Source organism: Legionella quinlivanii (assembly GCF_900461555.1).
GTDB lineage: Bacteria > Pseudomonadota > Gammaproteobacteria > Legionellales > Legionellaceae > Legionella_C > Legionella_C quinlivanii.
In genome coordinates, this window is record NZ_UGOX01000001.1 from 468179 (window position 1) to 491217 (window position 23039).

A 23039-nucleotide genomic window follows, 5' to 3' on the forward strand; every position below is an offset into this window, starting at 1 on the left:
TATAAAAGGGGTAGAATCATTTATCAGGGCCCGTAGAGCAAGCCTTGATGAATGAATTTAGCGGATCAACGATGACACGCAGCCATAGCAGGCATGTGACTGGCCGGTCATAAATGCCCAGTAGCGATCTCCATAGGACCAATGCCAGTATTCTGTTGGATAATTGACAAAACCCGCAGATGATAAAGCCCTGCTCATGATATCGCGATTGGCGCGTGCCTTTTCAGAGATCGAGCGGCTGTTGGTTGTTGAAATATGAGCATCGATATCCGTCATCCAGTCCTTGGGGTGAATCCCCATGTCAACAGGCTTTCCGCTTTCATCAAGCAAGTAGACATCAATCGCGGCCCCTGTTCCATGCGGTGGAACATTTTTAGTTCCGTCCAGATTAATTACAGGTGAAATAAGCTTCATTGTTTCATTAAAGCGTTCCTCATGAGACCAATCGGGATGTAAAGCCAGTAGCTGCTCGTAGCGCTCATCAAACAGCGCTTTCTGTAAATCCAGGCTGCGATAGGCTTCATACAGGCAAAACTGAAGTCCTGCGGGTAACAAGCTTTGAGCGTTGAGCAGCCGGTGAAACACTTCCTCACGCATCTGGGTATAATCGGTATTATCAGGGATTTCCGGTGACGGGCCAATGAGGATTCGATTGTTCCCTTTAATATCAATCAGCGGATTGTGATTTTCCACCACTGGAATCGCCAGAACTTCAGGCGCTGCAATTAATACAATCGATTGACTCACTTCCATCTTTAAACTCCACTAAAACAATAGAAACTGTGATCTTTGCGAACAGAGTAAAGCAATCCACAACGACCTTGAACTGTGTTCTGATCTGCAGATGCTCGCAAGACATTTTGTGCCGAGCAAGGCATAGGAAAATTAATTTAAATCAATCTCCATAACAGTAACCGGAAGATTTCTACACTGGTCCAGCGCAATTTTTTTCCAACCCAACCGCTCATAATAAGCAGGGATTGTTGGGTCGAAGCAGAAAAGAAATAATTCCGTGAAGCCCATGCGTCGGGCTTTCTCTTTTGCTGCCTCAATCAGCAAGCGTCCAATACCTTGTCTCTGGTAATTAGAGTCTACTACCAATGCTCCTAACCAGGGACACAAATCAGGCCTTATTCCATCGTTTTGCCGCAAGCTGCACATACCCACTGCCTGATCATTAATAATTGCCACCAGGGTTAATGGCATTTCACTATCATTTAGATGGCTCGTAAAGCGCTCTTCGGCTTGAGCTACGGAAAACTCAGGAGCCCAGATCGAGGCCAATTCCTTATGCCAGATTTGAGCGACCTGTGTGAGTTTCTCTGGCTGGTCTTTTAACAGGCCGATTTTAATCATATAGTCCCTGACGGTTACTTAACTTCAATTCGGCATGTTGCCGTGGCTGCCGCAGGCGGCTTAACTCACAAACTCCTACGGAGATAAGACCGATAACGGCGCCAAAAATATAATACCAGGCGGGTGCGATTAGATTCCCGGTTTTCTCGGTTAACCACATCATAACCAGTGGTACTGTGCCGCCAAACAACGAAATACCGATATGAAACGCAACCCCAAAACCGCTGTAACGATAGGAACGGGGAAACAGCGAGGTCATATAGGCATTTAAAGGCGAGAAGGTAATGGCGATAAGCAGAGTCAGAATGACTAATGCCAGCACTATGAATAAGCTGTTATTTGAGGATAATAGATAATAGGCAGGGATTGCCAAAAGTATAATACCGAGCATTCCCGCGATCATAATTTTTAAATGCCCTGTTTTATCAGCCAGCCAGGCGAAACAGGGTTCTATCAATGCGTCGATTAATAAGGCAAAACTAATCGCCAGGGTGGCGAAGCTTAGCGGGATATTAAAATAGTGATGCAGGTAAGCCGCTGAGAAAACATAGGTGCCAAAGGTCATGATGCCGGTTAACCAGGCGAGTCCAATCACTCCCACTATGGCCAGAGGCTTTTCTCGAAGAGCAGCCCAAAAGGGCTGTCTTTGTTTTTCTGTCTCGTGAATCTGGATAAATTCGGGTGTTTCTTCAAGTGAGTTTCTTAAGTAGAAAATGAACAGCCCTAAAATGCCGGCCAGCACGAATGCCAAACGCCAGGCCCAGTCAGGCATGAATGAGGCGGTAAAGAAAGAAGCGGCAAGCCCCGCTCCAATTGAGCCCAGGCTATAGGCGGAACTGGACAGGCAGCCGTATAAGGCTTTTCGGTTTGCCGGCGCATGTTCAATTAAAAACAAGGTTGAACCTGTGTATTCACTACTGGCAACAAAACCCTGCAGGATTCGCAATATCGTAATGAAAATGGGCGCCGCTATTCCGATAGCAGAATAAGAAGGTACCAATCCCACCAGGGCAGTAGGAACTGCCATGGCCAGAATACTTAGCATTAAGGCGTACTTCCTGCCGAAACGATCGCCAATATAACCAAAAAATAAGGAGCCTAGCGGTGCCAGCAAGTATCCTACAGCCAACACGCCAAAGGCGCTAAGGAGCGCTGCGAACTGGTTTTCTTCTGGAAAATAGTTTGAGGCGATAATCGGGGCGAAATAACCAAAAAGTGCAAAGTCGTACCATTGCAGACCTGTGCCCGCAATGGCAGTAAATAATATTTTAATGGGATTGGAAGCGCGCATAGGTTTTTTCAAAAATAAAAACCCGATTTTATCTGGAGAGCGTTTGTTTCGGCAAGATTTAAACAAGTTTTTACTCCAAGAGCGGCATGGGTTTAAATTCGGTCATATCGCCTATATATTATCCTATGGGGCTGCCAGAATCATCCCTGACCAACTTTTGGCAAGGCCGTATTTGGATCTATATCAGCATTCGGAAAAAAATGAACTGATTAGATAAACTTATGCTGTAAATCTAAATAAAGTGCTGTATAATGCCGGACTATTTTTAACCCTTTTTAAAGTGTATAAGACTGCTATGGCTGATTTAAATCTATATAGAAACATCGGCATCTTCGCCCACGTAGATGCTGGAAAAACCACTACTACCGAACGGATCCTCAAGCTCACCGGCAGAATCCACAAAATGGGTGAAGTCCACGAAGGGGAATCAACAACCGACTTCATGGAACAGGAAGCCGAGCGCGGAATTACTATTCAGTCAGCAGCGGTCAGTTGCTACTGGAAAGGTACACGTTTCAATATTATCGATACCCCAGGACACGTCGACTTTACTGTAGAGGTTTACCGCTCACTGAAAGTACTCGATGGAGGTATTGGCGTATTCTGTGGTTCAGGTGGTGTTGAGCCTCAATCAGAAACTAACTGGCGCTATGCGAATAATTCTAAAGTATCTCGTTTGATTTTTGTAAACAAACTGGATCGTGTCGGCGCGAACTTTATTAATGTCACTGAACAGGTTAAAAAGGTACTCGGTGCACACCCACTGATTATGACCCTGCCGATTGGCTTTGAAGACAGCTTCAAAGGGGTAGTTGACTTATTAACCCGTAAAGCGTACATCTGGGATGAATCTGGACAGCCAGAAAATTATACGGTTACTGATGTACCGGCTGATATGCACGATGATGTTGAGATGTACCGCGCTCAGCTTATCGAAACTGCGCTGGAAATGGATGATGATTTATTAATGGCCTATCTGGAAGGAGAAGAGCCGTCCATTGAAGATATCAAGCGTTGTATCCGTAAAGGTACCCTCGAACTTGCTTTCTTCCCGACTTATTGCGGTTCGGCCTTCAAGAATAAAGGGATGCAATTATTACTGGATGCAGTCGTTGATTACTTGCCTGCTCCTCACGAAGTGAACCCACAGCCTTTGACTAATGCTGAAGGTGAGCCAAATGGTGAGTTTGCTATTGTTTCTCCTGATGAACCATTCCGTGCTCTGGCGTTCAAGATTATGGACGACCGTTATGGCGCTCTGACATTCATTCGAGTTTACTCAGGACGATTGAATAAAGGGGATACTATCCTTAACTCCTTTACCGGCAAAACAGAACGCGTTGGCCGAATGGTAGAAATGCAGGCGAATGAGCGTAATGAATTGCAAAGTGCGGAAGCAGGCGACATCATTGCTATCGTCGGTATGAAAAACGTTCGTACAGGCCACACACTTTGTGATCCGAATCACGAATGTACACTGGAAGCGATGGTTTTCCCTGAGCCAGTAATTTCCATTGCGGTTTCACCGAAAGACAAGACTTCCACTGAGAAAATGGCTATTGCCATTGGCAAGATGGTTGCTGAAGATCCTACCTTCCGAGTTGAGACGGATGAAGATTCCGGTGAAACGATTCTTCGTGGTATGGGTGAGCTGCATCTTGATATTAAAGTGGATATTCTGAAGCGTACCTATGACGTTGAACTGATAGTGGGTCAACCTCAGGTTGCTTACCGTGAAACCATCACTAAAACGGTTCACGACAGCTATACTCACAAGAAGCAATCAGGTGGATCTGGACAGTACGGTAAAATCGATTACACGATTGAACCCGGTGAGCCGAACAGTGGATTCACTTTCGTAACTTCTGTTGTGGGCGGTAACGTACCTAAAGAGTTCTTCCCTGCGATTGAGAAAGGGTTTCGTTCAATGATGGATTCAGGTACATTGGCCGGTTTCCCCTTATTAGACGTTAAAATCAATCTGACTGATGGTGGATACCACTCGGTAGACTCATCAGCAATCGCGTTTGAAATTGCGGCGAAAGGCGCTTTCCGTCAATCCATACCTAAAGCGGGTCCTCAGTTGCTTGAGCCTATTATGAAGGTTGACGTGTATAGCACTGAAGAAGATGTGGGTAATGTGATTGGTGACTTGAACCGTCGACGCGGTATGATTTCTGGCCAGGAGCCAAGTGCTGCGGGTGTTCGCATTAAAGCCGATGTTCCTCTCTCAGAAATGTTTGGCTACATCAGTACCTTACGTACACTTACTTCAGGTCGAGGTCAATTCTCTATGGAGTTCTCTCACTACTCTCCTTGCCCTGCGAATGTGGCAGAAGCAGTGATTGCCAAAGAAAAAGAGAAGAAAGCTGCCAAAGCCTGATTCGCGTAATAAAAAAGCCCTGCAGTTTCAAACTGCGGGGCTTTTTTATTTTTAAACCAGCGCTATCCTCGTTACTAACAGGCTAATTTAAATAGGCCATTCAGATATGGGGATCTCCCGGTACTGATTCTCTAAATAATGCCCGAGCAAATTCTCAAAATTATAACCATAGTACTTAATGAAGTTTTGTTGCCAGATACTGCCATTTTGCCGTTTAAGCAGACGATGATGAATAATTTCTAAATAATAATCGATATCACCTCTAACTATACCCAGGTCTTCCAAACCTATTTTTGCTAAGGGCAGAAAATCGTTTAAAAGATGAAGCGCATCCACTTCAATGCCATTCCACATAAACCGTGCTCGAAGACCAGAACAGGCTGCCTGATAAAAATTGGCATAACTTTCCTTAAAAGGAATTAAAGAGGCTTCAGGCTCATTTTGATTTGCAAAGAAATAAACCAGTCCATAGAAGAAAGCGGCATTGGCAATCATATCGACAATACTTGGCCCGGAAGATAAAGGGCGGTGCTCTATTCTTAAATAAGGTTCATTATGATTATTAAAATCAACAATTGGTCGATTCCAGCGATATACAGTGCTGTTTTGCTTGCGTAAGTGAAAAAGATGATGGCTGGGTTCTTCTTGTGCCACCTCGGGTAGAAGATGCGGGTAATTATTCAAATTGGCTTTAAATAATGAGAAAAAACTATTCTTTAGATAATGAGGCTCGAAGAAAACGCAATTCTGGTAGGGAGAGGGAAATGCATATAACTGTTCAAAAATTGCGATTCTTGATTCACTCCATAGCTCTTTACCATAAAAGAAAGGAGCGTTAGCGCAAAGTGAAAGCAAAGGAGCAGAAAGCATTTGCATGATATTGTAGTAAATAACCGATTGCTCAGGACTAACCTCCAGATGAAGTTGCAACGAGGAAATGAGCCCTTCAACTGATAAAGATTGCGGCTGGAACATGAACTCTTCCTCGGCGCCATTCAGTTTCAACGATAAGGGCCGCCCCTGCCGGTATTTAGACACATTGTCGTTCATGAGCTGATACGAAGGATGAGGGGTGATATATTCGGGTGCGGAATGGTACTCTTCAGCTTGCGGCATGGAGCCGATTAGCGCCAGGTGAGCATTATTTTTACGCGCCAGACAACAGCATTTTGACCATGTTGAAAGAACGCTTTGATGCAGATCCGATAAAAAGCTGTCGCATAGTGGAAACACTGCAGTATTTATTTCGAGTTGAGAGGCTCCGGCTTCTGGAATGACGTTGGGATCATTTAATTGCTGTGTGAATAACTGATTCTGAGGGGTTAAATGATAATTTGTATCGAGCAGGAGAAATTCAATTTCTGCTCCGACTTTTAAGCCCTCCGTTTTGAAATATTCGCGTTTGAACCAAACGTTTAATAGTTCAGTCTCTGATACTAAATAATTTTTAAACGCGTATTTGTTGTAATTACAATGTGCTGCTATTTCAGTTTTCATGATATCCCTCGAGTTAATCTCCCCGGGGTTAACCAGATCCTTTTATCCCGATTAATCTAAAGCGTGAAAAGATAATTTCAAATTGGACTCAATAATCACACAATTATTCGCAGGGATTGGTTGCCACTCTAGTTCAGATTTGGATAGCTTTTCAGAGGCTACCACAATATAGGGAGGTGTTATTTTATTTTCTAAAATGATTTGCCGTTTTTGCGGGTTAACCCGTTTTCCGAGAGACAGATACATCGTCTCCGGTTTTACACGCTTGGAACTGCAATAACGCGTTGCTACCAGGCGCTTTCCATCCGTAATACATATATTTAAATGAGAGCTTTTTCTGGTGTTTTTTTTCACCAGAGCATTAATTATATGAAATGTTTCCTGGATGGTACTGGCAATATCCACAAGATTTGGCGACTCATATTTTTTTGCTAACTGCAGAAATAAAGCGAATACTAATTCCGAGTCAGTGCTGCCTTTGATCCAGCTAAAAATATCATCATCCAGCAAGTCCTGGAGTTGCCGTTTAATTTTATCAAAATGGGGAATCCATCCATTATGCATAAACATCCAATGCTCAAATAAAAAAGGATGACAGTTAAACTGCGAAATCCCGCCTGTACTGGCTGCTCTGACATGTGCAAAAAAGACGGAGGATTCTATTTTTGTTGATAAGTAGGATAAATTTCGATCATTCCATGCAGGAAAGAGCGAGGTGAACAAGGCAGGGGTTTCATCCTGCCGGATATACCAGCCAAGACCAAATCCGTCTCCATTAGTCAGAGTAGTGGATTCGCGCGCCAGAAGGCTTTGCTTAATAATGGAGTTTTTTGGCTTAATCAGGATTTCTGAGAGTAATATTTTTTTTCCTAAATAGGCCACCAGTCGGCACATAACAGTCCTCTTTCTTCTTTGAAAATGATCCTTACACTTTTAAGTATAGAAAACTTGCTGTGATCTGTAATATTTAAGTTTTGAATCCACATCGAATATCGATATAATTATTGCTTATATTATTCAAGGAAAAGAGTGCGCCAGAACTATGATGTCCAGGTTTCAGTCGATTGTTTTATTAGCCTTAATGAGTTTGGGCCTTGTCACTCAGGCCGCTCTTCCCCAAGACCCCATTCAGCGCTGTCTGGACGTCCGAAGGCTCGTGGATTTCACAGCCAGGCAAAAGATGGCTGCCAAAGAGCCCGGAGTGCTGCGATTTAAGTTTCATAAAATTTCACCTGCCGAACTGCCTCTGGAGAATCCCGCAGGTAACATGAATGAAGTGATTAATGCTTTAAATATTCAGATAAAAAACTGCAAAAAAAGCCGCGGAGAGTTCCAGACAATTACCATTGCCGGTCATCGATTCAAGCGTGAAGAATGGTGCCTGCATACCAATCAGCGAATGCTTGCTTTTGCCAAAGCAGCTCATGGAGATTTCAGTAAATTTCTTTCAAAAATAAAAACTGAATTTGACTGGTATAAGAGTGAGGGCTGGCCAGAAAATCATGCCGGATTTAAACGAGGCGAGTTTCAGTTTACTGCTTATTATGCACCCGCGGCCGTTGAGGCGAGAAGTAAGAAGCAGGCGGGCTTTTTATATCCAATCTATGGAAATCCGGGGGTAGTCAATGTCGCTCTGGAGTGCAGAAGGCGTAAACTGAAAGCGCCTCTCTGTGGAGTGGATCCACTCACAAAAATGCCACGTGGATTTTGTATGAAGAACGCCGATGGCAGCTATTCAGTGGCTCCGGATCGCAGTGAAATTGAACATGGCGCCTTGCATCCGAAGCATGTGATTGGCTATGTTAAAGATCCAAACGATCCCGCCTTTTTAATGGTTGAAGGCTCTGGCTCCCTGCTTCTTGACGGTCAGTTATTCCATATTAATTACGACGGCTACAATGGCAGGCCGCGGACCATGCTCGGCCGCATTGTTCAGTGTGCGCAAGACCCCAGCTGTGGCGGCAATCTGGATGCAATGGAGCGATGCGCCAAAGATCCCAACTGTCATGATGAGGCTAAATTACGCTGTAATCTTACGGATAAAATCAGGCAAAGTGCTGCTTCAGAAAAATTAATTCGCAATTATCTGAATAGTCTCGCCAATCAGGCCCAAGCCTTTGACCTGCGAAACAGAGATCAAAGTTATGTATTTTTTGCTAAAGAACATGGCGGACCTTATGGGTCGGAAAATATTCCCTTAACCCCTCATACTTCATGCGCTACAGACCATCGGGTGATTCCCGTGGGGATGAATTTTATTTATAACACTAAAAACCGGACATCCTGGTGCGTGGCCCAGGATACCGGTGGTGCTATTGTGGGGGCTCATGTCGACCTTTATAAGGGAGAAGGGGCTCAGGCTGGCATGGAAGCCAATGAACACAACCAGTCGGGCCTATTATTTGTCGCTTTGCCGAAGAGCATGGAGCATTAATAGAGTCGAGCAGTGAACTTGTCTCTTTGCGAATGAAGTTAAGCAATCCAGATCGAGGCTTGATCAAAGTTATGATCTGGATTGCTTCGCAAACGCCCGCAAAGACGGGTTTTTGTGGCATCCTGCTGCCGGAAGGGGTTTAGGGAGCCATTAGGTTTTGCAAAGGCTCTTTCTCCGGCTCCGGCGCTTTCTCAATCGGTTCTGTTTTGTAAAAGCTGGGCATGCGACCCGCAGCCACATGCCGGATTAATGCCTGTACCGAATCAATGTTCCCTGTCTTACATTCCCTGACAAGGATTGAGATAATCTCAGAGTTGCCAAAGGGTTTGCCGTGATCGTTTCTGCCATGATAACCTAGATAATAGGCAAGTCTTCTCATGCTTTCCGTTAACAGATCATTATGACGAGCAGGGAAATCCCTCTCTGTAAAATAATCCAGAGAGCTATCATATAGCTCCTCTAATTTTTTATTTAGCTCCGCAGCCAGATCATGGATAGCATTTGCCTTCCATAACCCACGCCATCTCGGCGCAATGCCAGTTTCGGGCTTTTCGGCACCGCGTATTGCATCATAAGCTCTTGATCGGCCCGAATGGAATTTTTGTAAGAATTCAATCGCCATTTCCTGATTGATAAATGGGGGTAAAATGATACCTTCAAGTGCTTCCTTACGTTTTTTTATTACCTTTTCTGATGAACGATTGGCTGCCGCCTGACCATCAATAAAAAGAAGAGAGTGAAGGGCTTTGGTATTATTAGTATCCGCTGCAGTTTTTCTTTTCTTAGTTGGATCGCCGCTAGCTTCAGATGCATAATTTAAGGCAGAGGCTAACCTTTTGTAAGATGAACTTGATGTGCTTGAACAAGAACTTGCTGGAGGAGATATTGGCTGGATGCGTATTCTTGCCTCTTGAGCCGGCTGTTTCTCGGGTGATTCAGCTTTATAAAAGCAGGGCATGTTACCCGCGGCAATATGCTTGATTAATTCTTGTAATGAATTAATTTTTTCTTTCTCACATTCCTTGGAAATCATAGAAAGAACCTCAGCGCCGCTCAAAGTATCGCCGCGATAATTTCTGCCATGATAAGCCAGATAGTAGGCAAAGCTAGCGATCATTTTCAATGACAGCTTATTTTTGCGAGAAGATAATTGCTCCTCTATAAGATAACCCTGAGGACGATTTAGATCCTCTAATCCTTTATTTATCTCCGAAGCCAGTTCATGAATCGCTTTTTTGCTTTTGAGTGGCGTACTGCTAACATCAATTTTTTTGCCATGTAAGTCTTCATAAACTCTTACTCGAGCTGTATCGCATCTTTGTAAGAACAGCATCCCCATTTCCTCGGTGATAAATTGAGGCATAGTGATATCAGACAGTATTTTTTTGCGTTTTTGTATTAGCTTTTCGTTACTCGCTTTTGATTGAGCACCTGCCTTCGTATCCTTTGAAATCTTTCTTTTTTCAGTTGATCCGCTGGTTTCAGCTGCATCAGCCAGGGCTGCGGTGTTGATAGAGGTTGCAGGAATATGAGATGAGCTTGCTGTGCTTATTACAGCGCTTGCTGGAGGAATTGCAGGCCGGATGGATATCGTTGACCATTGCATGGCGGCACGCATCCCTTGGCCATAAACAGTTTGCTGACTATTGAGGTCGGTTAACAGTTGTAGGTATCTTGAATCAGTAACACTGTATCCGCAGTAATCATAATATCCCAGAATATAAGAGATATTGTCTTCAGTTTTTCTTGAATAAAGATTAAGGAGATCTTCTTGCTGGCTAGCAGCTATATCGTTTGCTGCGCTGATCCATCCGGATAAGTAAAGTTCCCAGATCCGGTTAAACTTAATATTGCTTAAGCCGCTGATATAACCTTGAATATAATAGCAGCTTCTACCATCAAATAATTGGGATAAAGGAAGAGGTTGATTATGTGATTTTGCATCAGAATTGCCTGCTAACAATAATTCTACATTTTCCTGGTTAAGCGAGGTCGATTCAGCGGTACTGTCCAGAATTGGAGCGATTGTAGGGGTTAAAAGAGGAGCTGATATTTCTTTTGGCAAAGCAGATTGGGAGGCTTGTAATGCCAATGCCTGCAGCTGTTCCTGATAATGAGGATGCTCTGAGTAACTAACTCCGCAGCACCGTAAATATCCCAGAGTTTGTGCAGGTGAATAGTTCTTTCGACTGCCAAGTTCGGCAGGAGGCGGCAGTTGATTATTCTTTATATCCTTCAATGCTTCATTCCAGCCTTGCAGAATGTCCAGCCATATGGATTGATAAACACTATCCTGCAAGCCGATGACGTATCCATTAATATAAAATAGATTTTCCTTAAGCAGATTTTTGATCGATGCGCGGCTTAAGTTTAAGCTATTTTTTATTCCTTCTCTAAGTCCATTGAGTTGGCTTTGAAATTCATCTATTGAAGGCATAATAATAAGTCTCTAAAAAAATTAATATTGAACAGGGTCTATCCATTAACGGGCCTATACAAAGTTGAATTGCCGAATGCCGACCGGATTATAAATGGACATTCTGCCTTTTAATATCCATTGCTTATTACTGGAGCAAAATGCATCTCTCGGATTTACATTTTTGAACAAGGCATTCGGATTTAGTCCTACAGGAGTCTTTATTATGGCTAAAGAATCCATACGCTCTGCGGTAATGTCCAATTGGCGAGAGGGCATACTATATGGAAAACTGTTCACTAGTGCATCTGAAGCCATACGATAGTCAGAATAGCAGGGGTCCTGATATACAAAACAAGCCATCTCTGTGGACATTTTGCGCCCCAATTGATAAGTAAAAGAGCATTTTATCTAAAAAATAGATTTTTGAAAACCTTTTAGCGCCCATTGTGGTTAAAAAAAGGATTTTAATCATTTGTTACTCCTCTAACTATTGGAATTCTCAGGCTGCAAAGAAGTTTAGGAGAATATTGGGCTTCTATAGCAAATCGGGTTAGGATAAGACGGTTTTCTTTATGGAGAGTAAATAAATGGATTTATGCAAAAAAAACCTGATGGCTATAGGGTTGTTACTGCCTTTGGCAGGATTTTCAAATCCACTGGATTATTATCATCAGCGTTATCTAGATAAACATCGCAAGATCAATTTAAATGCGTCAATTCGCGAAGATTATTTTACACAATGGATTAACCATCAGGATCCTGCTGCCGGCAGTTTTTCTCAACGGTATTATGTGGATGAAACCTATGGCAAATCAGCGGATTCGCCGGTATTTTTTTATATCTGTGGTGAAGCGGCCTGCTCGCCATTTGTTCTATATGGCGCCATTCGTACTTACGCGCAGCAATATCACGCCAAATTAGTGGCGCTGGAACATCGTTTTTATGGAAAAAGTGTCCCTGGAAAACTCTCTGTCGATAATCTTAAATACCTCTCTACCCAGGCAGCACTCGATGATTTGGCCAGTTTTCAAAGCGCGATGATGGCGGAAAGGCACTGGCAGGGGAAATGGGTTGCCTTCGGTGGGTCTTATCCCGGTTCTCTTTCCGCCTATTATCGTTTGCAGCATCCTGAACTGGTGGTGGGAGCTTTGGCTTCTTCTGCGCCAGTGATGGCAAAGGATGATTTTAGCGACTACGATCAGCATGTAACCCGGGTAGCTGGCAGCGAATGTGCTGGCAAAATGCGTGAAGTAGTAAGGCAGGTGGAGGACATTCTTGAGCAGGATGATTTGCAAAGCATCGCTCAGGTCAAGGAGCAATTTTCAGCCAGTGAATTACAGGATAATACCGATTTTCTTTACATGATTGCTGATGTGGGTGCTGCTGCGGTGCAGTATGGTATGCATGAGGAGTTTTGTTCTTCTTTGGCGAAAAGTCCGAGCGCACTTGAAGGCTATGCTGCGTTTACTAAAACCCTTTTCAGCCGCTGGCAGATTACTGCAAGTGATATGACCCCTCAGGGGGCTTTCAGTGAAGACGGTGAATATTACAGTCAGGGAGTTGGTGCGCGGCAATGGTATTATCAATCCTGTACAGAATATGGCTACTGGCAAAACGCACATCCTGATCCACTTCAATCCACACGTTCTGCGAGAATCAATGCAGACTATCATCGTGAAGTCTGCAGACGTTTATTTGGAATCGATGCTGAGGTGGATACTTCCTACATTAATCAGAATTTTTATTGGCCCTTATTGGAATCCGCCGTATCGAGAATTCATTTTACCAATGGCAGTAATGATCCCTGGTCAAAACTATCCTTATCAGTGGCGAATGGAAATGCCGGCAACCCACAATTAAACTATACCCTGATTGATGGCTCAGCCCACTGTGATGATCTGCGAACGCCGCAAAAAACTGACTCCAGCGCCTTGAAGTCTGCCAGACAAACATTTGTTCAATTGTTAGAGGAGTGGCTACGCTAGCTCTGTTTGCTGTCAGCTTGCGAGTAATGCAGGCTGACAGTTTCCATAAATTTCATTGTTGACAATCAATTTTTCAGGTCTTACTATCAGAACACAGATGGCGCGGGGTGTCGTTAAAACGGCTGAGAATTACCCGTCGAACTTGAACTGGTTCATACCAGCGTAAGGACTGCCTCAATTCAAATTCTTTGCGAAAGCGAGAGTCTTGCTTGCCATCTTTTGTTTATTTTTTTAACAGGAGTTATGGCAAAATGTCAAATCAATTATCAAGAACCACTTTATTACTCAACTGGTATGCCAATCCTTACCATTGCCCTATTTTTGTGGCTCAGGGACTTGGGTTCTATCAGGATGAAAATATCAAATTAGCCATTTTAGAACCCTGCGATCCCAGTGATGTCACTGAAATTGTGGGTACGGGTAAGATTGATTTTGGAGTAAAAGCCATGATTCATACCGTGGCTGCCCGCGCCAAGGGCTATCCAGTCACGTCAATCGGTACCCTGCTCGATGAGCCGCCCACAGGATTAATCGCATTGAAATCCAGCGGTATTCGCAATTTTCAGGACATTGCAGGTAAGCGCATTGGTTATATCGGTGAGTTTGGAAAAAAAATTATTGATGATCTGGCCAAACTGGCGGGTATTTCTGAGTGTTATGAGACAGTGCGGGTCGGTATGAATGTGACCGATGCCATTCATCGAGGCATCATTGATGCCGGCATTGGGTTTATTAATTTTCAACGAGTTGAGCTTGAGCATTTGGCAGGAGAAACCGTTTTTCTGCGCCTGGACGAATTGGCTGGCTTAGGCTGTTGCTGCTTTTGCTCAATCCAGTTCATTGTTCATGAGCGTATGTTTCAACAGGAACACATCATTAAAGGATTCCTTAAGGCCACTCAGAGAGGTGCCGCTTATACTGTAGAAAACCCCGAAGAAGCATTTGAATGCCTTTGTGAGCAAAAGCCGCAATTGCGAAATGCTTTATATAAAACTATTTTTATGCGCAGTTTGCCATTTTTTTCGCGAAATCTACTCAATATCGAGAGAGATTGGGATAAAGTAGGCCGCTATACCCGGCATTTGGGGATTACTGATAAACAATTTGCAATCACTGATTGCTATACCAACTCCTTTTTACCCGCAGCACCTTATTCCGCTTTAGAGCCTGTTGCTTGTTGTATTCGCGAGGAAGATTGATGATATCTGCGCTCAAATATTGTTATATCACTGATTATTCCAAGCCATCTCTGCTTTTTTCCGCCATTAAAGGGGGCGTTTCATCGGTCCAGTATCGTGAAAAAAACCTGTCCTTCAAGCTGCATTATCAGAAGGCCAAAGAGCTCAAATATCAATTGGATCGCTTTAGAATTCCCCTGATTATTAACGATAATGTGTTGCTGGCTCAGGAAATTGACGCCGCTGGTGTTCATCTTGGGCAATTGGATCAAGACCCGGAGGAGGCAAGACGCCTGCTGGGGCCTGACAAGCTAATTGGCTTGTCCATTGAGAGTACTCAACAACTTGAGGCTGCTAATAGCCTGGATTGTTTGGATTACGTAGCAGCCAGCGCAGTCTTTAAAAGCTCCAGTAAACAGGATGTTAAAACCTTATGGGGGTTGGAGGGCCTTGAAAAGCTGGTGCAATTATCGAAGTATCCGATAATCGCCATAGGTGGAATTAATCTCGGCAATGTTTCCTCGGTTATGTCGCAGGGCGCTTTCGGCGTAGCAGTGATTGCTGCAATTTCTGAAGCAGATAATCCCGAAGGGGCTGCGAAATCACTTCATCGTCTCATTTTGGGAGTCGATTATGCTTGAAACGATCAATGCCATTCTCAAGCGAATAAAAATCATGCGCCCACTGGTTTTAAACATCAGTAATCAGGTGAGCATGGATTTTGTCGCAAATGGCTTACTAGCGCTGGGAGCTTCACCAATAATGACGCAGGCTATTCAGGAAATTGATGATTTGATACAGCTTGCCGAAGCTGTAGTGATTAATATCGGCACTTTAAACGAGGAGTTTATAACGCTTGCTGAGCGGGCTTCACGTCAGGCGAATGATTGCCGCAAACCACTTGTTTTAGATCCTGTGGGTGCGGGAGCCAGTGAATATCGCACCAGCCATTGTCTGAGTCTGCTGCGCCAATTCAATTTTAACCTGCTTCGCGGAAATGCCAGTGAGGTTGCTGCATTATCTGGCTCAAGAATACGCAGTGGCGGAGTGGATACCCGCCTTTTTACCGAAGAAGCCATAGAAAGTGCGAAAGAGATCTCCCGGGCTTACTCGCTAATCACCGTTGTTAGCGGTGCCAGTGATGCGATTGTTGACGAGAAGCGAGTCGAATGGTTGTCGGGTGGCTCAGCGCTGATGTCGCAGGTGACTGGCGCCGGCTGTTTATTCACCGCGATCATTGCGCTGTTTATTGCCGTCTGGGAAGACCCTTTTCAGGCCTCTTGTGCGGCGACACTGTTCTACAGCCTATGCGCTGAGCGGGCGGCCCAGGATGCGTCAGGACCTGGTTCATTCAAAATGCATTTTCTGGATCATCTGGCTAATGGTGAGAGGCTCGTCGCATGAAAAAACCAGCGGTTGTCCTGAGTATTGCTGGAACCGATCCCACCGGTGGAGCCGGTATTCAGGCCGATATCAAAACCATTTCTGCAACCAGAGCCTATGCTGCCTCGGTAATCACCGCATTGGTCGCGCAAAATACCTGCGGCGTAATCGCGGTTGAAGCGGTTGCTCCCTATTTTATTGAGCAGCAATTAGAGGCTGTTTTTAGCGACCTCGAAGTGGCTGCAGTCAAGATTGGCATGGTCCATACGAAAGCAGCTATCGAGGTTATCGCTTCTTATTTGCAAAAGGTGAAACCACTTCGCATAGTGATTGATCCGGTTATGTTTGCCAAGGACAATTCCTCTTTAATGGATAAACAAAGCCTTTCCATTTTCAAAACACTGCTTTTGCCTCTGGCGAGTTTAATCACCCCCAATATTCCTGAGGCGGTAATGCTTTGCGGGAAAGAAATCACTTGCTGTGACGATATGCAGGAAGCTGCTCTGGCAATAAGCCAACACTATGAGACGAATGTCCTGCTTAAAGGCGGCCATTTACCAGGAGAAAATAGTACAGATATCCTCTGCTTACAGAAAACAAAGCAACTATTTTTCTTTCATCAAAAACGAATTAACACAAATAATACCCATGGGACAGGTTGCAGCTTGTCGTCAGCCATTGCTTCCTTTCTTGCACAGGAAATGAATTTGCATTCTGCTATCGAACAGGCAAAACGTTATTTAACTGCTGCTATTGTTTCGGGTCGATACTTAAAAATAGGGCAGGGGAATGGCCCGGTAGATCATTTCTTTATTCAGGATCGGTTTCTCAGCACTTAAGGCTTTGATTTTCAGTCTTTACTAAGTATCATGTTTAGCCTTTTGATTGTTATTTCACTTTTACTATGGCCATAAAGGACTAAACCATGCAAGGCAATTACAAACTATTTGGAATAAAGAAGATACTGATTGTTATTTTATTAGGATTCATGTCAAATGCTTTTTCAGGCAGCCCTTTGTGGACGTTTGAGCCGCTCACGGCCACCACAATTACAGTGCCGACAAATGGCAAGGCTATTGTGCAATACCGGGTGACTAATCAATCTGCCAGAGCCCACATCTTAACTATGCGGCCTATCCAGGGCATTACACAAATCACTTCAGGACCTGGTGTTTGCGGGAATCCCTTTGTGCTCCACGGCAAAACTGGCTGTATTTTGTCCTTAGAGATTAACGGCTCACAGATAAACAGCGTGGTTACGGAAGGCCCTGTGGTTTGCACGCAGGCGAATCCCAATCAATGTTACCAGCCAGAGATCGCCAATCGCTTACACATTACCCGCAGCCAGGTTCCACCTGCCACGCTTAAGCTGAGTCCACCTACATTAAGGTTTACACAAAATTCAACAGGCAATGTCATTGTTACCAATGATGCAGGCTCTCTGTCGCCAGCGACCAATATTGCAGCAACCATTCCTAATGGCAGTGCTATCAGCATACAAAGTACAACCTGCGGCAGCAGTCTTGCCGTTGGGGCAAGCTGCACAATTACCTTCGCTTCAGGCACACCGGAAGGGCCAACAGCGATTTATATCGCAGGGGACAATACCAATACAACCAGTGTGGATGTCACCGTGTCCAATCGGGTGCAGATCAGTATTACTAATCCTGTGCAGCAAGGCCGGATTGTGACGGTTTCAGGAATGACCCCTTTGTCATTAGAGATTACCAATAGTGCGGACAGTGTCGATCATGCCAATGGGATTACAGTGAGCAACCACGCCGCCTGCCCCAACTTGTCTGTAAATGACAGCGATTGTGCCAGTGTTGCACCGGGGGGGCACTGTACCTTGGAATTAAGTTCCAACACCCCCTATGCGCCCTGCATAATTACTATTAGTGGGACCAATACCACCAGCCCGCAAACCCTGATTGCTTTTTATCATTTGGGAGGCCTGGTGTTTGAAGAAAGCGGCGGTATTGGTAAGATTATCATAGATCAAGCAGATAATTTTTTTAGCCTATGGACTGGTACTAGCAGTGATATAGTGGGTTCAACCAGCTTTGACGATGGGCTTGCCAATACGAATGCCATTGTGGTGGATGCATCTTGCTCAAACGATCCAGGAAACTGTGCGGCTCAACGTTGCCGAGATATTGGTGCAGACTGGTATCTTCCGGCAAGAAGTGAGTTAAGCGATATCCATAGTGCGCTATGCTCTAATGCGGCATTCCCATGTAATTTTGGCGGATTTTCAGGTGTTTATTGGAGCTCCACGCAACAAGTTCCATTTTCCTTCGTTGCCTGGGGCGTAAGTTTTCCCTCTGGCAATGACGGATTTGGGTATAACAAAGACTTAATTAACAATCGTGTTCGCTGTATTCGGGCTTTTGCCTGAATCCTGCTATCAGACCCTGGATAAACTGCCCTATAAAATCCCGGAATGAATACATTCCGGGAGCACTTGGTATTAAATGATAAAGTGAGTCTATTTCTTATGTTTGTCTTTTTTCCCTTTCTTTTTATCACCTTTGCCGCTTTTATTACTTTTACCGCCAGAGTTATAGTCCGGTTGTGATGTCAGGTAATCAGGATTATTGGCAAGAAATTGCTGTTTTCCTATTTCAATATGTAAAGGTAAGCCTGAGCCACCTGATAATTTTTCTAATTCGCTATCTGAAACTTTATTGGTTTGATCCAATTCTTGCTTTTTAGACATACATTTTCTCCCATGGCTTAAAAGGTTGCATTTTTAGCATAGAATCTGTTCATAAATTTATCAAGAAATCAAAGGTTTTAATTCATGTCGAATTAGCGTACGGATTAGCGTATTCTGGGATAAATCAGGAAGTTAATATGAATATTCACCGGAGGAAAAAGTGAAAAAAATAATGTGTATAATTGCGATATTTTTTACTATAGCCAGTTTTTCTGAGACACAATCTGAGATGACCGAGGATGCTTGCCAGCAATTCAAGGCAATGGATGGCTCCTTAAATGCCATTTATAAGCGGATTTTACAAAGCTATCAGGATGATAAACTCTTTATTTCCAACTTTGTAACGGCCCAGAAAAAATGGTTATCCTTCAGGGACGCGCATCTGGATTCCTTATACCCAAATGAGGGGGATAATGGCAGTGTAAGCCCCATGTGCCGTTGTATGGCTTTATACCAGCTAACCAAAGCCAGGGTGGAGCAGCTTAAGCTCTGGGATGAGGGGGTTGAGGAAGGCGATGTATGCAGCGGAAGCATTAAGTCACGCTAGGTTGCTTTAAAACGTCTCTCAAGCTTCCGGAATGTCTTACTCCGGAAGCATAACGATGGGCATTTCAAGACTATTTATGCTTCTTCTTTTTGTCTTTTTTCCCATTATTATCTTTAACGCTGACACCCGGTGATGAACCAATGTGAGGCGCGTTTTGAGCCATCGCTTTTTCAATTTGACCAGGGCCAATGGGGGCGTATCCCCCTGAAAGATTTTCCAATTCACTATCAGAAACTTTGTTCAATTTTTCATGTTTGGTTTTATATGACATAGATATGCTCCTGTAACTAGCTATGTTTGCTTTTTTAGGATAGGTTATGGCTAAAAATTAATCAAGAAATGAGGGGAATTTACGAAATGATAACAAGTGAATTCCCTCTCACAAGCTGGGAGAGGGGAGATTTTAAAATCCCTCTCTCTAACTCTCTCCCTGGGGGAGAGAGGACTTTAGGGAAGATTTCTTTTAAGAGAAAACCCCTATGTGAACCGCAATGTGCTCTGATCCTGAATAGAGTTCAAAATCGCTTGCGAACTTTCGCTGAAATTGGCGATTGGCTGCAAAAAATTCCCAGATTGATTTCCACACATTAATCACGGTTTCAGGCATTGGCCCCTTTGCTTCAAACACCAGATATGGCCCGGATAAAACCGTAACCGCATTAAGATTGTCATTATTTGTTTCCCTGGAAACTCCGGCGGTGACTGTATAAAAACCGTCTTCATTGGACTCATAATCGGAATAAACGCCAAATATACTGGTTGTGTTCGCCAATTCACTGGCAAAAAATTGCTGCCAAAGCGCGGGCAGTTTTGCGGTTTTCGGATTCATTTCATCCTGATTTTTTGTTCTAACGCTAAATCCTTTAACAATAAAACTGGCAATTTCTTTTTTCACTGGTTCAATCATCATTAACTCTCCTTATTCTCCAAAGCCACCACCCGAATCCGGTTATTATCAGGATCCAGAGCGACAAAAGTATATCCATAAGCCAGCGTCGCGGGCGCTTGGGCAACAGATATTCCTCTATGCTTCCATTGCTTAAACAGCACGTCAACCTGCTCCTTAGTTGTAACCGTGACGGCCAATTCAAATCCTCCATTTCCCTCTGCAACCGGTTCAACTGTTTGCCTGTCTTTCAAACCGATGGTCATACCATTTTGCAGCTGAAATGCACTGAAGGCTGGGGAAAGTTCCTCTGGGTTTATTCCTAACAAATCCTGATAAAAGGAACTGCTCGTGGCGACATTGCTTACATAGATGATTACAGCACTGGGTTCTAACATATTCTTCTCCTTAAAAGTAACAGGGAGAAATTTAAGGCAGTGTAGTGACAGTTTCTGTCAGCAGCGTGAAGCTATTGCTCCGGGATATTGAATCTTGTGCGCCATTGTTTTAAAAGCGCCTGGCGTTTTTGCTGGTAGCGCGTTTCCATTAAGCTCAGCGAAGAAATTCGATCGCTTCGGAAATGACGAAAATCATTTCTTAATTCACACCAGGCGATAAGCATACGGCTGTCATCAAAAAAGCCAAGGGCCAGCGGACAAATGATGCGGGTACTGCTTTCCTCTCTAACATCTGAATAAGTCATTTTCAGCTTAAATTCTTTACGAATCGCATACCGTATCAAGGTTTCATAATCATCATTGCCTTGAGTCTTTGCAGGACCAACCAGCAGGCCAGAGGACTCCAGTTGCTGGCGTAGCTCAGGAGGAAGTACCGAGGATATTTTGGTCAGTGCTTTTGTGGCAGCCAGCTTCAGTTTGTGGTCCGCTCGTTTTGCCACCCAGCGTGAGCCGAGCACCAGAGCCTCTATTTCCTCTTCCGAAAACATTAAAGGAGGCAGCATAAATCCTGGCCGCAGGACATAACCTAAACCGGGTTCACCCTCAATATCGGCACCCTGGGATTGCAGTGTGGCAATGTCGCGATAAAGAGTTCGCAAACTAATTCCCAAATTTTCCGCCAGCACTTTTCCGCTAACAGGATAGCGATGCTGGCGTAAAATCTGGAGAAGCTCTAAAAGACGTTGGGTACGGGACAAAGCAGTTCGCAGTGAATTAAAAGGAGCTATTTTGACAGTATGAAGATAAAATTTCCATGGTCAGCGATTAGCAAGATAGTCTGCGTCAAACGAAGTACCAGTATTTCATAATTAATAATTAATAGGCCTGATTTTTAACCTTGCTTGGCACTCAGCACTTTCAAAGCCAATGCTACAAAAATAAAGGCAGTTAGTCGGTTAAACAGTCTTTGCATGGCATCGTTAGAAAAAATGCGTTCTTTCAAATAAACAAATACGAAAACATAGAAAAAATTAACCAGGGTTCCGGACACTACAAAGCAGCAGCCTAAGGACAATAACTGCAACCATACGCTTCCCCGTGCAACATCGACAAACTGAGGCAGGAAGGTTAAAAAGAAAATACCTACTTTGGGATTCAAGAGATTGGTAAGCACGCCATTCTGATAGGACTTCCATACCGAAACAGCTTGTTTGTCACTGGTGAATTTCCTGTTTTTCGACTGTAATGCCTGCCAGGCAAGATAGAACAGATAAAAAGCTCCTGCAATTTTTATCAGATTAAAAACTAAGGGAGATTCCTGTAAAATAGTGGACAGGCCTAAGGCTGAGGCAATCGCATAAATCGCAATACCCGTTCCAATGCCGATGGTTGCCACGACTCCATGCCTGAAGCTGTTCAAGCTTTGGCTTGCAACGTAGAGAACATCATTTCCCGGGGTAATATTCAAAATGATTGTTGCCGTGAGAAAGAAAATAAAATGAGCTGTATCCGGAAACATAAACCCTCGCTTTCATCAAGCCTGTTATTCGCTCATAATTATAACAGAGGCAATTTAATTTGTTCATGTATTTTCGTGCTAGCTTGGTTTATATCCAGAATCAGGGTAAACAGCGCAAGAAATGGGTCCATTTAGATACTTAAGCCCTCTATGATAAGAAGAAGAGCTATTGAGTGAGGAGTGCCGCATGTTAAGGCAACAGCAGATCGATTACGAACGTATTGAGAAGGCAATTCATTATATTGATGAGCATTTTAAGACCCAACCTTCACTGGAAGAAATCGCCCAAGTGATCCATCTGAGTCCCTGGCATTTCCAAAAAATGTTCAGTGAATGGGTGGGTATCAGTCCAAAAAAATTTATGCAATATATAAGCCTTAACTATGCTAAAACCTTATTGAAAAAAAAGAGGCCTCTCCTGGAAATTGCTTTTGAAACCGGACTTTCAAGTGGGGGCCGCCTGCACGATTTGTTTGTGAAGATTGAAGGAATGACCCCCGGGGAATTCAGAAATGGCGGGGCTGAACTCAGTATTAATTATTCCTTTGCCGAAAGCCCGTTTGGACAAGTAATTGTCGCTTCGACGCCCAAAGGAGTTTGCAGCCTTGCGTTTGAAGCGAATGAGCAAGTCGCTCTATCTGCTTTAAAAGCGCGCTTTCCCAAGGCCGCTTATCGGCAAATGACCGACCAATTCCAGCAGGACGCCTTATTACTATTTCAAAGAGACTGGAAGCAGCTTGATGAAATAAAACTGCATCTGGCTGGAACTCCATTTCAGCTGAAAGTATGGGAAAGCCTGCTGAAAATACCGATGGGTTCTCTGGCAACCTATGGTGATATTGCCCGCGATTTGGGTAAGCCTAAATCCTCACGAGCGGCGGGGGGCGCAATTGGGAGTAATCCGATAGCATTTCTTATTCCCTGCCACCGGGTGATTCAAAGCAGCGGTAAATTGGGTGGGTATATGTGGGGGGAAACCCGAAAAAGAGCGATGATAGGATGGGAAGCCGCCCAAACAGATGTATAGAGATTTAGACAGAAGAG

At 44.0% G+C, this 23039-nt stretch carries 23 protein-coding genes and 1 riboswitch; of the genes, 10 read left to right on the forward strand and 13 right to left on the reverse strand.

Annotated features, from left to right (window positions below):
• Positions 1–57: 57 nt before the first annotated feature.
• From DYH61_RS02055 to DYH61_RS02065, 3 genes are all read right to left on the reverse strand, one after another.
• Positions 58–747: a M15 family metallopeptidase gene (locus tag DYH61_RS02055; RefSeq protein WP_407927360.1), complete on the reverse strand. Its 690-nt coding sequence runs from the start codon at positions 745–747 to the stop codon at positions 58–60.
• A 138-nt stretch (positions 748–885) separates the two neighbouring features.
• Positions 886–1356 (reverse strand): GNAT family N-acetyltransferase, encoded by a 471-nt coding sequence (locus DYH61_RS02060; protein ID WP_058508470.1) that lies wholly within the window; start codon positions 1354–1356, stop codon positions 886–888.
• The gene (locus DYH61_RS02065) at positions 1349–2713 is read right to left on the reverse strand and encodes an MFS transporter (protein WP_234999874.1); all 1365 of its coding nucleotides are present in this window, start codon (positions 2711–2713) and stop codon (positions 1349–1351) included. Before DYH61_RS02065 ends, DYH61_RS02060 begins: the two co-directional genes overlap by 8 nt.
• 229 nt (positions 2714–2942) lie before the next feature.
• On the opposite strand from DYH61_RS02065, the gene fusA reads away from it, so the two are divergent.
• Positions 2943–5030 carry an elongation factor G gene (gene fusA, locus DYH61_RS02075; protein WP_058508473.1) on the forward strand — a complete coding sequence of 696 codons (2088 nt, stop codon included), beginning with the start codon at positions 2943–2945 and terminating at the stop codon, positions 5028–5030.
• Positions 5031–5117: 87 nt separating this feature from the next.
• On the opposite strand, the gene DYH61_RS02080 is transcribed toward fusA, so the two are convergent.
• Both DYH61_RS02080 and DYH61_RS02085 read right to left on the reverse strand, forming a co-directional pair.
• Complete coding sequence (locus DYH61_RS02080; protein ID WP_058508474.1) at positions 5118–6527, reverse strand: glutamate-cysteine ligase family protein; 1410 nt, start codon at positions 6525–6527, stop codon at positions 5118–5120.
• A gap of 51 nt (positions 6528–6578) precedes the next feature.
• Positions 6579–7421, reverse strand: a complete 843-nt coding sequence (locus DYH61_RS02085) for a class II glutamine amidotransferase (protein ID WP_058508475.1) — start codon at positions 7419–7421, stop codon at positions 6579–6581.
• Positions 7422–7572: 151 nt separating this feature from the next.
• Between DYH61_RS02085 and DYH61_RS02090 the strand changes: the two genes are divergently transcribed.
• Positions 7573–8961: an MltA domain-containing protein gene (locus tag DYH61_RS02090; protein ID WP_058508476.1), complete on the forward strand. Its 1389-nt coding sequence runs from the start codon at positions 7573–7575 to the stop codon at positions 8959–8961.
• 139 nt (positions 8962–9100) lie between these two features.
• On the opposite strand, the gene DYH61_RS02095 is transcribed toward DYH61_RS02090, so the two are convergent.
• A complete protein-coding gene (locus DYH61_RS02095) occupies positions 9101–11398 on the reverse strand; it encodes a hypothetical protein (RefSeq protein WP_058508477.1) in 2298 nt (765 codons plus the stop codon).
• Positions 11399–11452: 54 nt separating this feature from the next.
• A complete protein-coding gene (locus tag DYH61_RS15530; RefSeq protein WP_133129129.1) occupies positions 11453–11752 on the reverse strand; it encodes a hypothetical protein in 300 nt (99 codons plus the stop codon).
• A 215-nt stretch (positions 11753–11967) separates the two neighbouring features.
• Here DYH61_RS15530 and DYH61_RS02105 point away from each other — a divergent pair, with 215 nt between their 5' ends.
• The 6 genes from DYH61_RS02105 (at position 11968) to DYH61_RS02130 (ending at position 18324) form a co-directional block, all read left to right on the forward strand.
• Positions 11968–13365, forward strand: a complete 1398-nt coding sequence (locus DYH61_RS02105; RefSeq protein WP_103989339.1) for a S28 family serine protease — start codon at positions 11968–11970, stop codon at positions 13363–13365.
• A gap of 93 nt (positions 13366–13458) precedes the next feature.
• Positions 13459–13552: riboswitch (TPP riboswitch) on the forward strand.
• Positions 13553–13616: 64 nt separating this feature from the next.
• Positions 13617–14564 (forward strand): ABC transporter substrate-binding protein, encoded by a 948-nt coding sequence (locus DYH61_RS02110; protein WP_058508479.1) that lies wholly within the window; start codon positions 13617–13619, stop codon positions 14562–14564.
• A complete protein-coding gene (gene thiE, locus DYH61_RS02115) occupies positions 14564–15184 on the forward strand; it encodes a thiamine phosphate synthase (RefSeq protein WP_058508480.1) in 621 nt (206 codons plus the stop codon). Before DYH61_RS02110 ends, thiE begins: the two co-directional genes overlap by 1 nt.
• Positions 15177–15947, forward strand: coding sequence for a hydroxyethylthiazole kinase (gene thiM, locus DYH61_RS02120; RefSeq protein WP_058508481.1), 771 nt, complete (start codon positions 15177–15179; stop codon positions 15945–15947). Before thiE ends, thiM begins: the two co-directional genes overlap by 8 nt.
• On the forward strand, positions 15944–16765 hold the full coding sequence (thiD, locus tag DYH61_RS02125) for a bifunctional hydroxymethylpyrimidine kinase/phosphomethylpyrimidine kinase (RefSeq protein WP_058508482.1): 822 nt from the start codon (positions 15944–15946) through the stop codon (positions 16763–16765). The genes thiM and thiD overlap by 4 nt, the downstream gene beginning before the upstream one ends.
• Positions 16766–16851: 86 nt before the next feature.
• Positions 16852–18324 carry an Lcl C-terminal domain-containing protein gene (locus tag DYH61_RS02130; RefSeq protein ID WP_058508483.1) on the forward strand — a complete coding sequence of 491 codons (1473 nt, stop codon included), beginning with the start codon at positions 16852–16854 and terminating at the stop codon, positions 18322–18324.
• A gap of 90 nt (positions 18325–18414) precedes the next feature.
• On the opposite strand, the gene DYH61_RS02135 is transcribed toward DYH61_RS02130, so the two are convergent.
• Entirely contained in the window at positions 18415–18645 is a 231-nt protein-coding gene (locus tag DYH61_RS02135; protein ID WP_058508484.1) for a hypothetical protein, read from the reverse strand.
• Positions 18646–18805: 160 nt separating this feature from the next.
• Here DYH61_RS02135 and DYH61_RS02140 point away from each other — a divergent pair, with 160 nt between their 5' ends.
• Complete coding sequence (locus DYH61_RS02140; RefSeq protein WP_133129128.1) at positions 18806–19192, forward strand: lysozyme inhibitor LprI family protein; 387 nt, start codon at positions 18806–18808, stop codon at positions 19190–19192.
• Positions 19193–19262: 70 nt separating this feature from the next.
• Here DYH61_RS02140 and DYH61_RS02145 read toward each other — a convergent pair whose 3' ends face one another.
• The 5 genes from DYH61_RS02145 to DYH61_RS02165 all read right to left on the reverse strand — a co-directional run bounded on the left by DYH61_RS02145 (position 19263) and on the right by DYH61_RS02165 (position 21995).
• Positions 19263–19463, reverse strand: coding sequence for a hypothetical protein (locus DYH61_RS02145; RefSeq protein WP_058508486.1), 201 nt, complete (start codon positions 19461–19463; stop codon positions 19263–19265).
• Positions 19464–19655: 192 nt separating this feature from the next.
• Complete coding sequence (locus DYH61_RS02150) at positions 19656–20102, reverse strand: GyrI-like domain-containing protein (RefSeq protein ID WP_200823638.1); 447 nt, start codon at positions 20100–20102, stop codon at positions 19656–19658.
• Positions 20102–20476 (reverse strand): VOC family protein, encoded by a 375-nt coding sequence (locus tag DYH61_RS02155; protein WP_058508487.1) that lies wholly within the window; start codon positions 20474–20476, stop codon positions 20102–20104. The genes DYH61_RS02150 and DYH61_RS02155 overlap by 1 nt, the downstream gene beginning before the upstream one ends.
• Before the next feature lie 71 nt (positions 20477–20547).
• A complete protein-coding gene (locus DYH61_RS02160; protein WP_058508488.1) occupies positions 20548–21234 on the reverse strand; it encodes a helix-turn-helix transcriptional regulator in 687 nt (228 codons plus the stop codon).
• A 134-nt stretch (positions 21235–21368) separates the two neighbouring features.
• Positions 21369–21995 carry a LysE family translocator gene (locus tag DYH61_RS02165; protein WP_058508489.1) on the reverse strand — a complete coding sequence of 209 codons (627 nt, stop codon included), beginning with the start codon at positions 21993–21995 and terminating at the stop codon, positions 21369–21371.
• A gap of 187 nt (positions 21996–22182) precedes the next feature.
• On the opposite strand from DYH61_RS02165, the gene DYH61_RS02170 reads away from it, so the two are divergent.
• Positions 22183–23022, forward strand: a complete 840-nt coding sequence (locus tag DYH61_RS02170; protein WP_058508490.1) for a methylated-DNA--[protein]-cysteine S-methyltransferase — start codon at positions 22183–22185, stop codon at positions 23020–23022.
• The last annotated feature ends 17 nt before the right edge of the window (positions 23023–23039 follow it).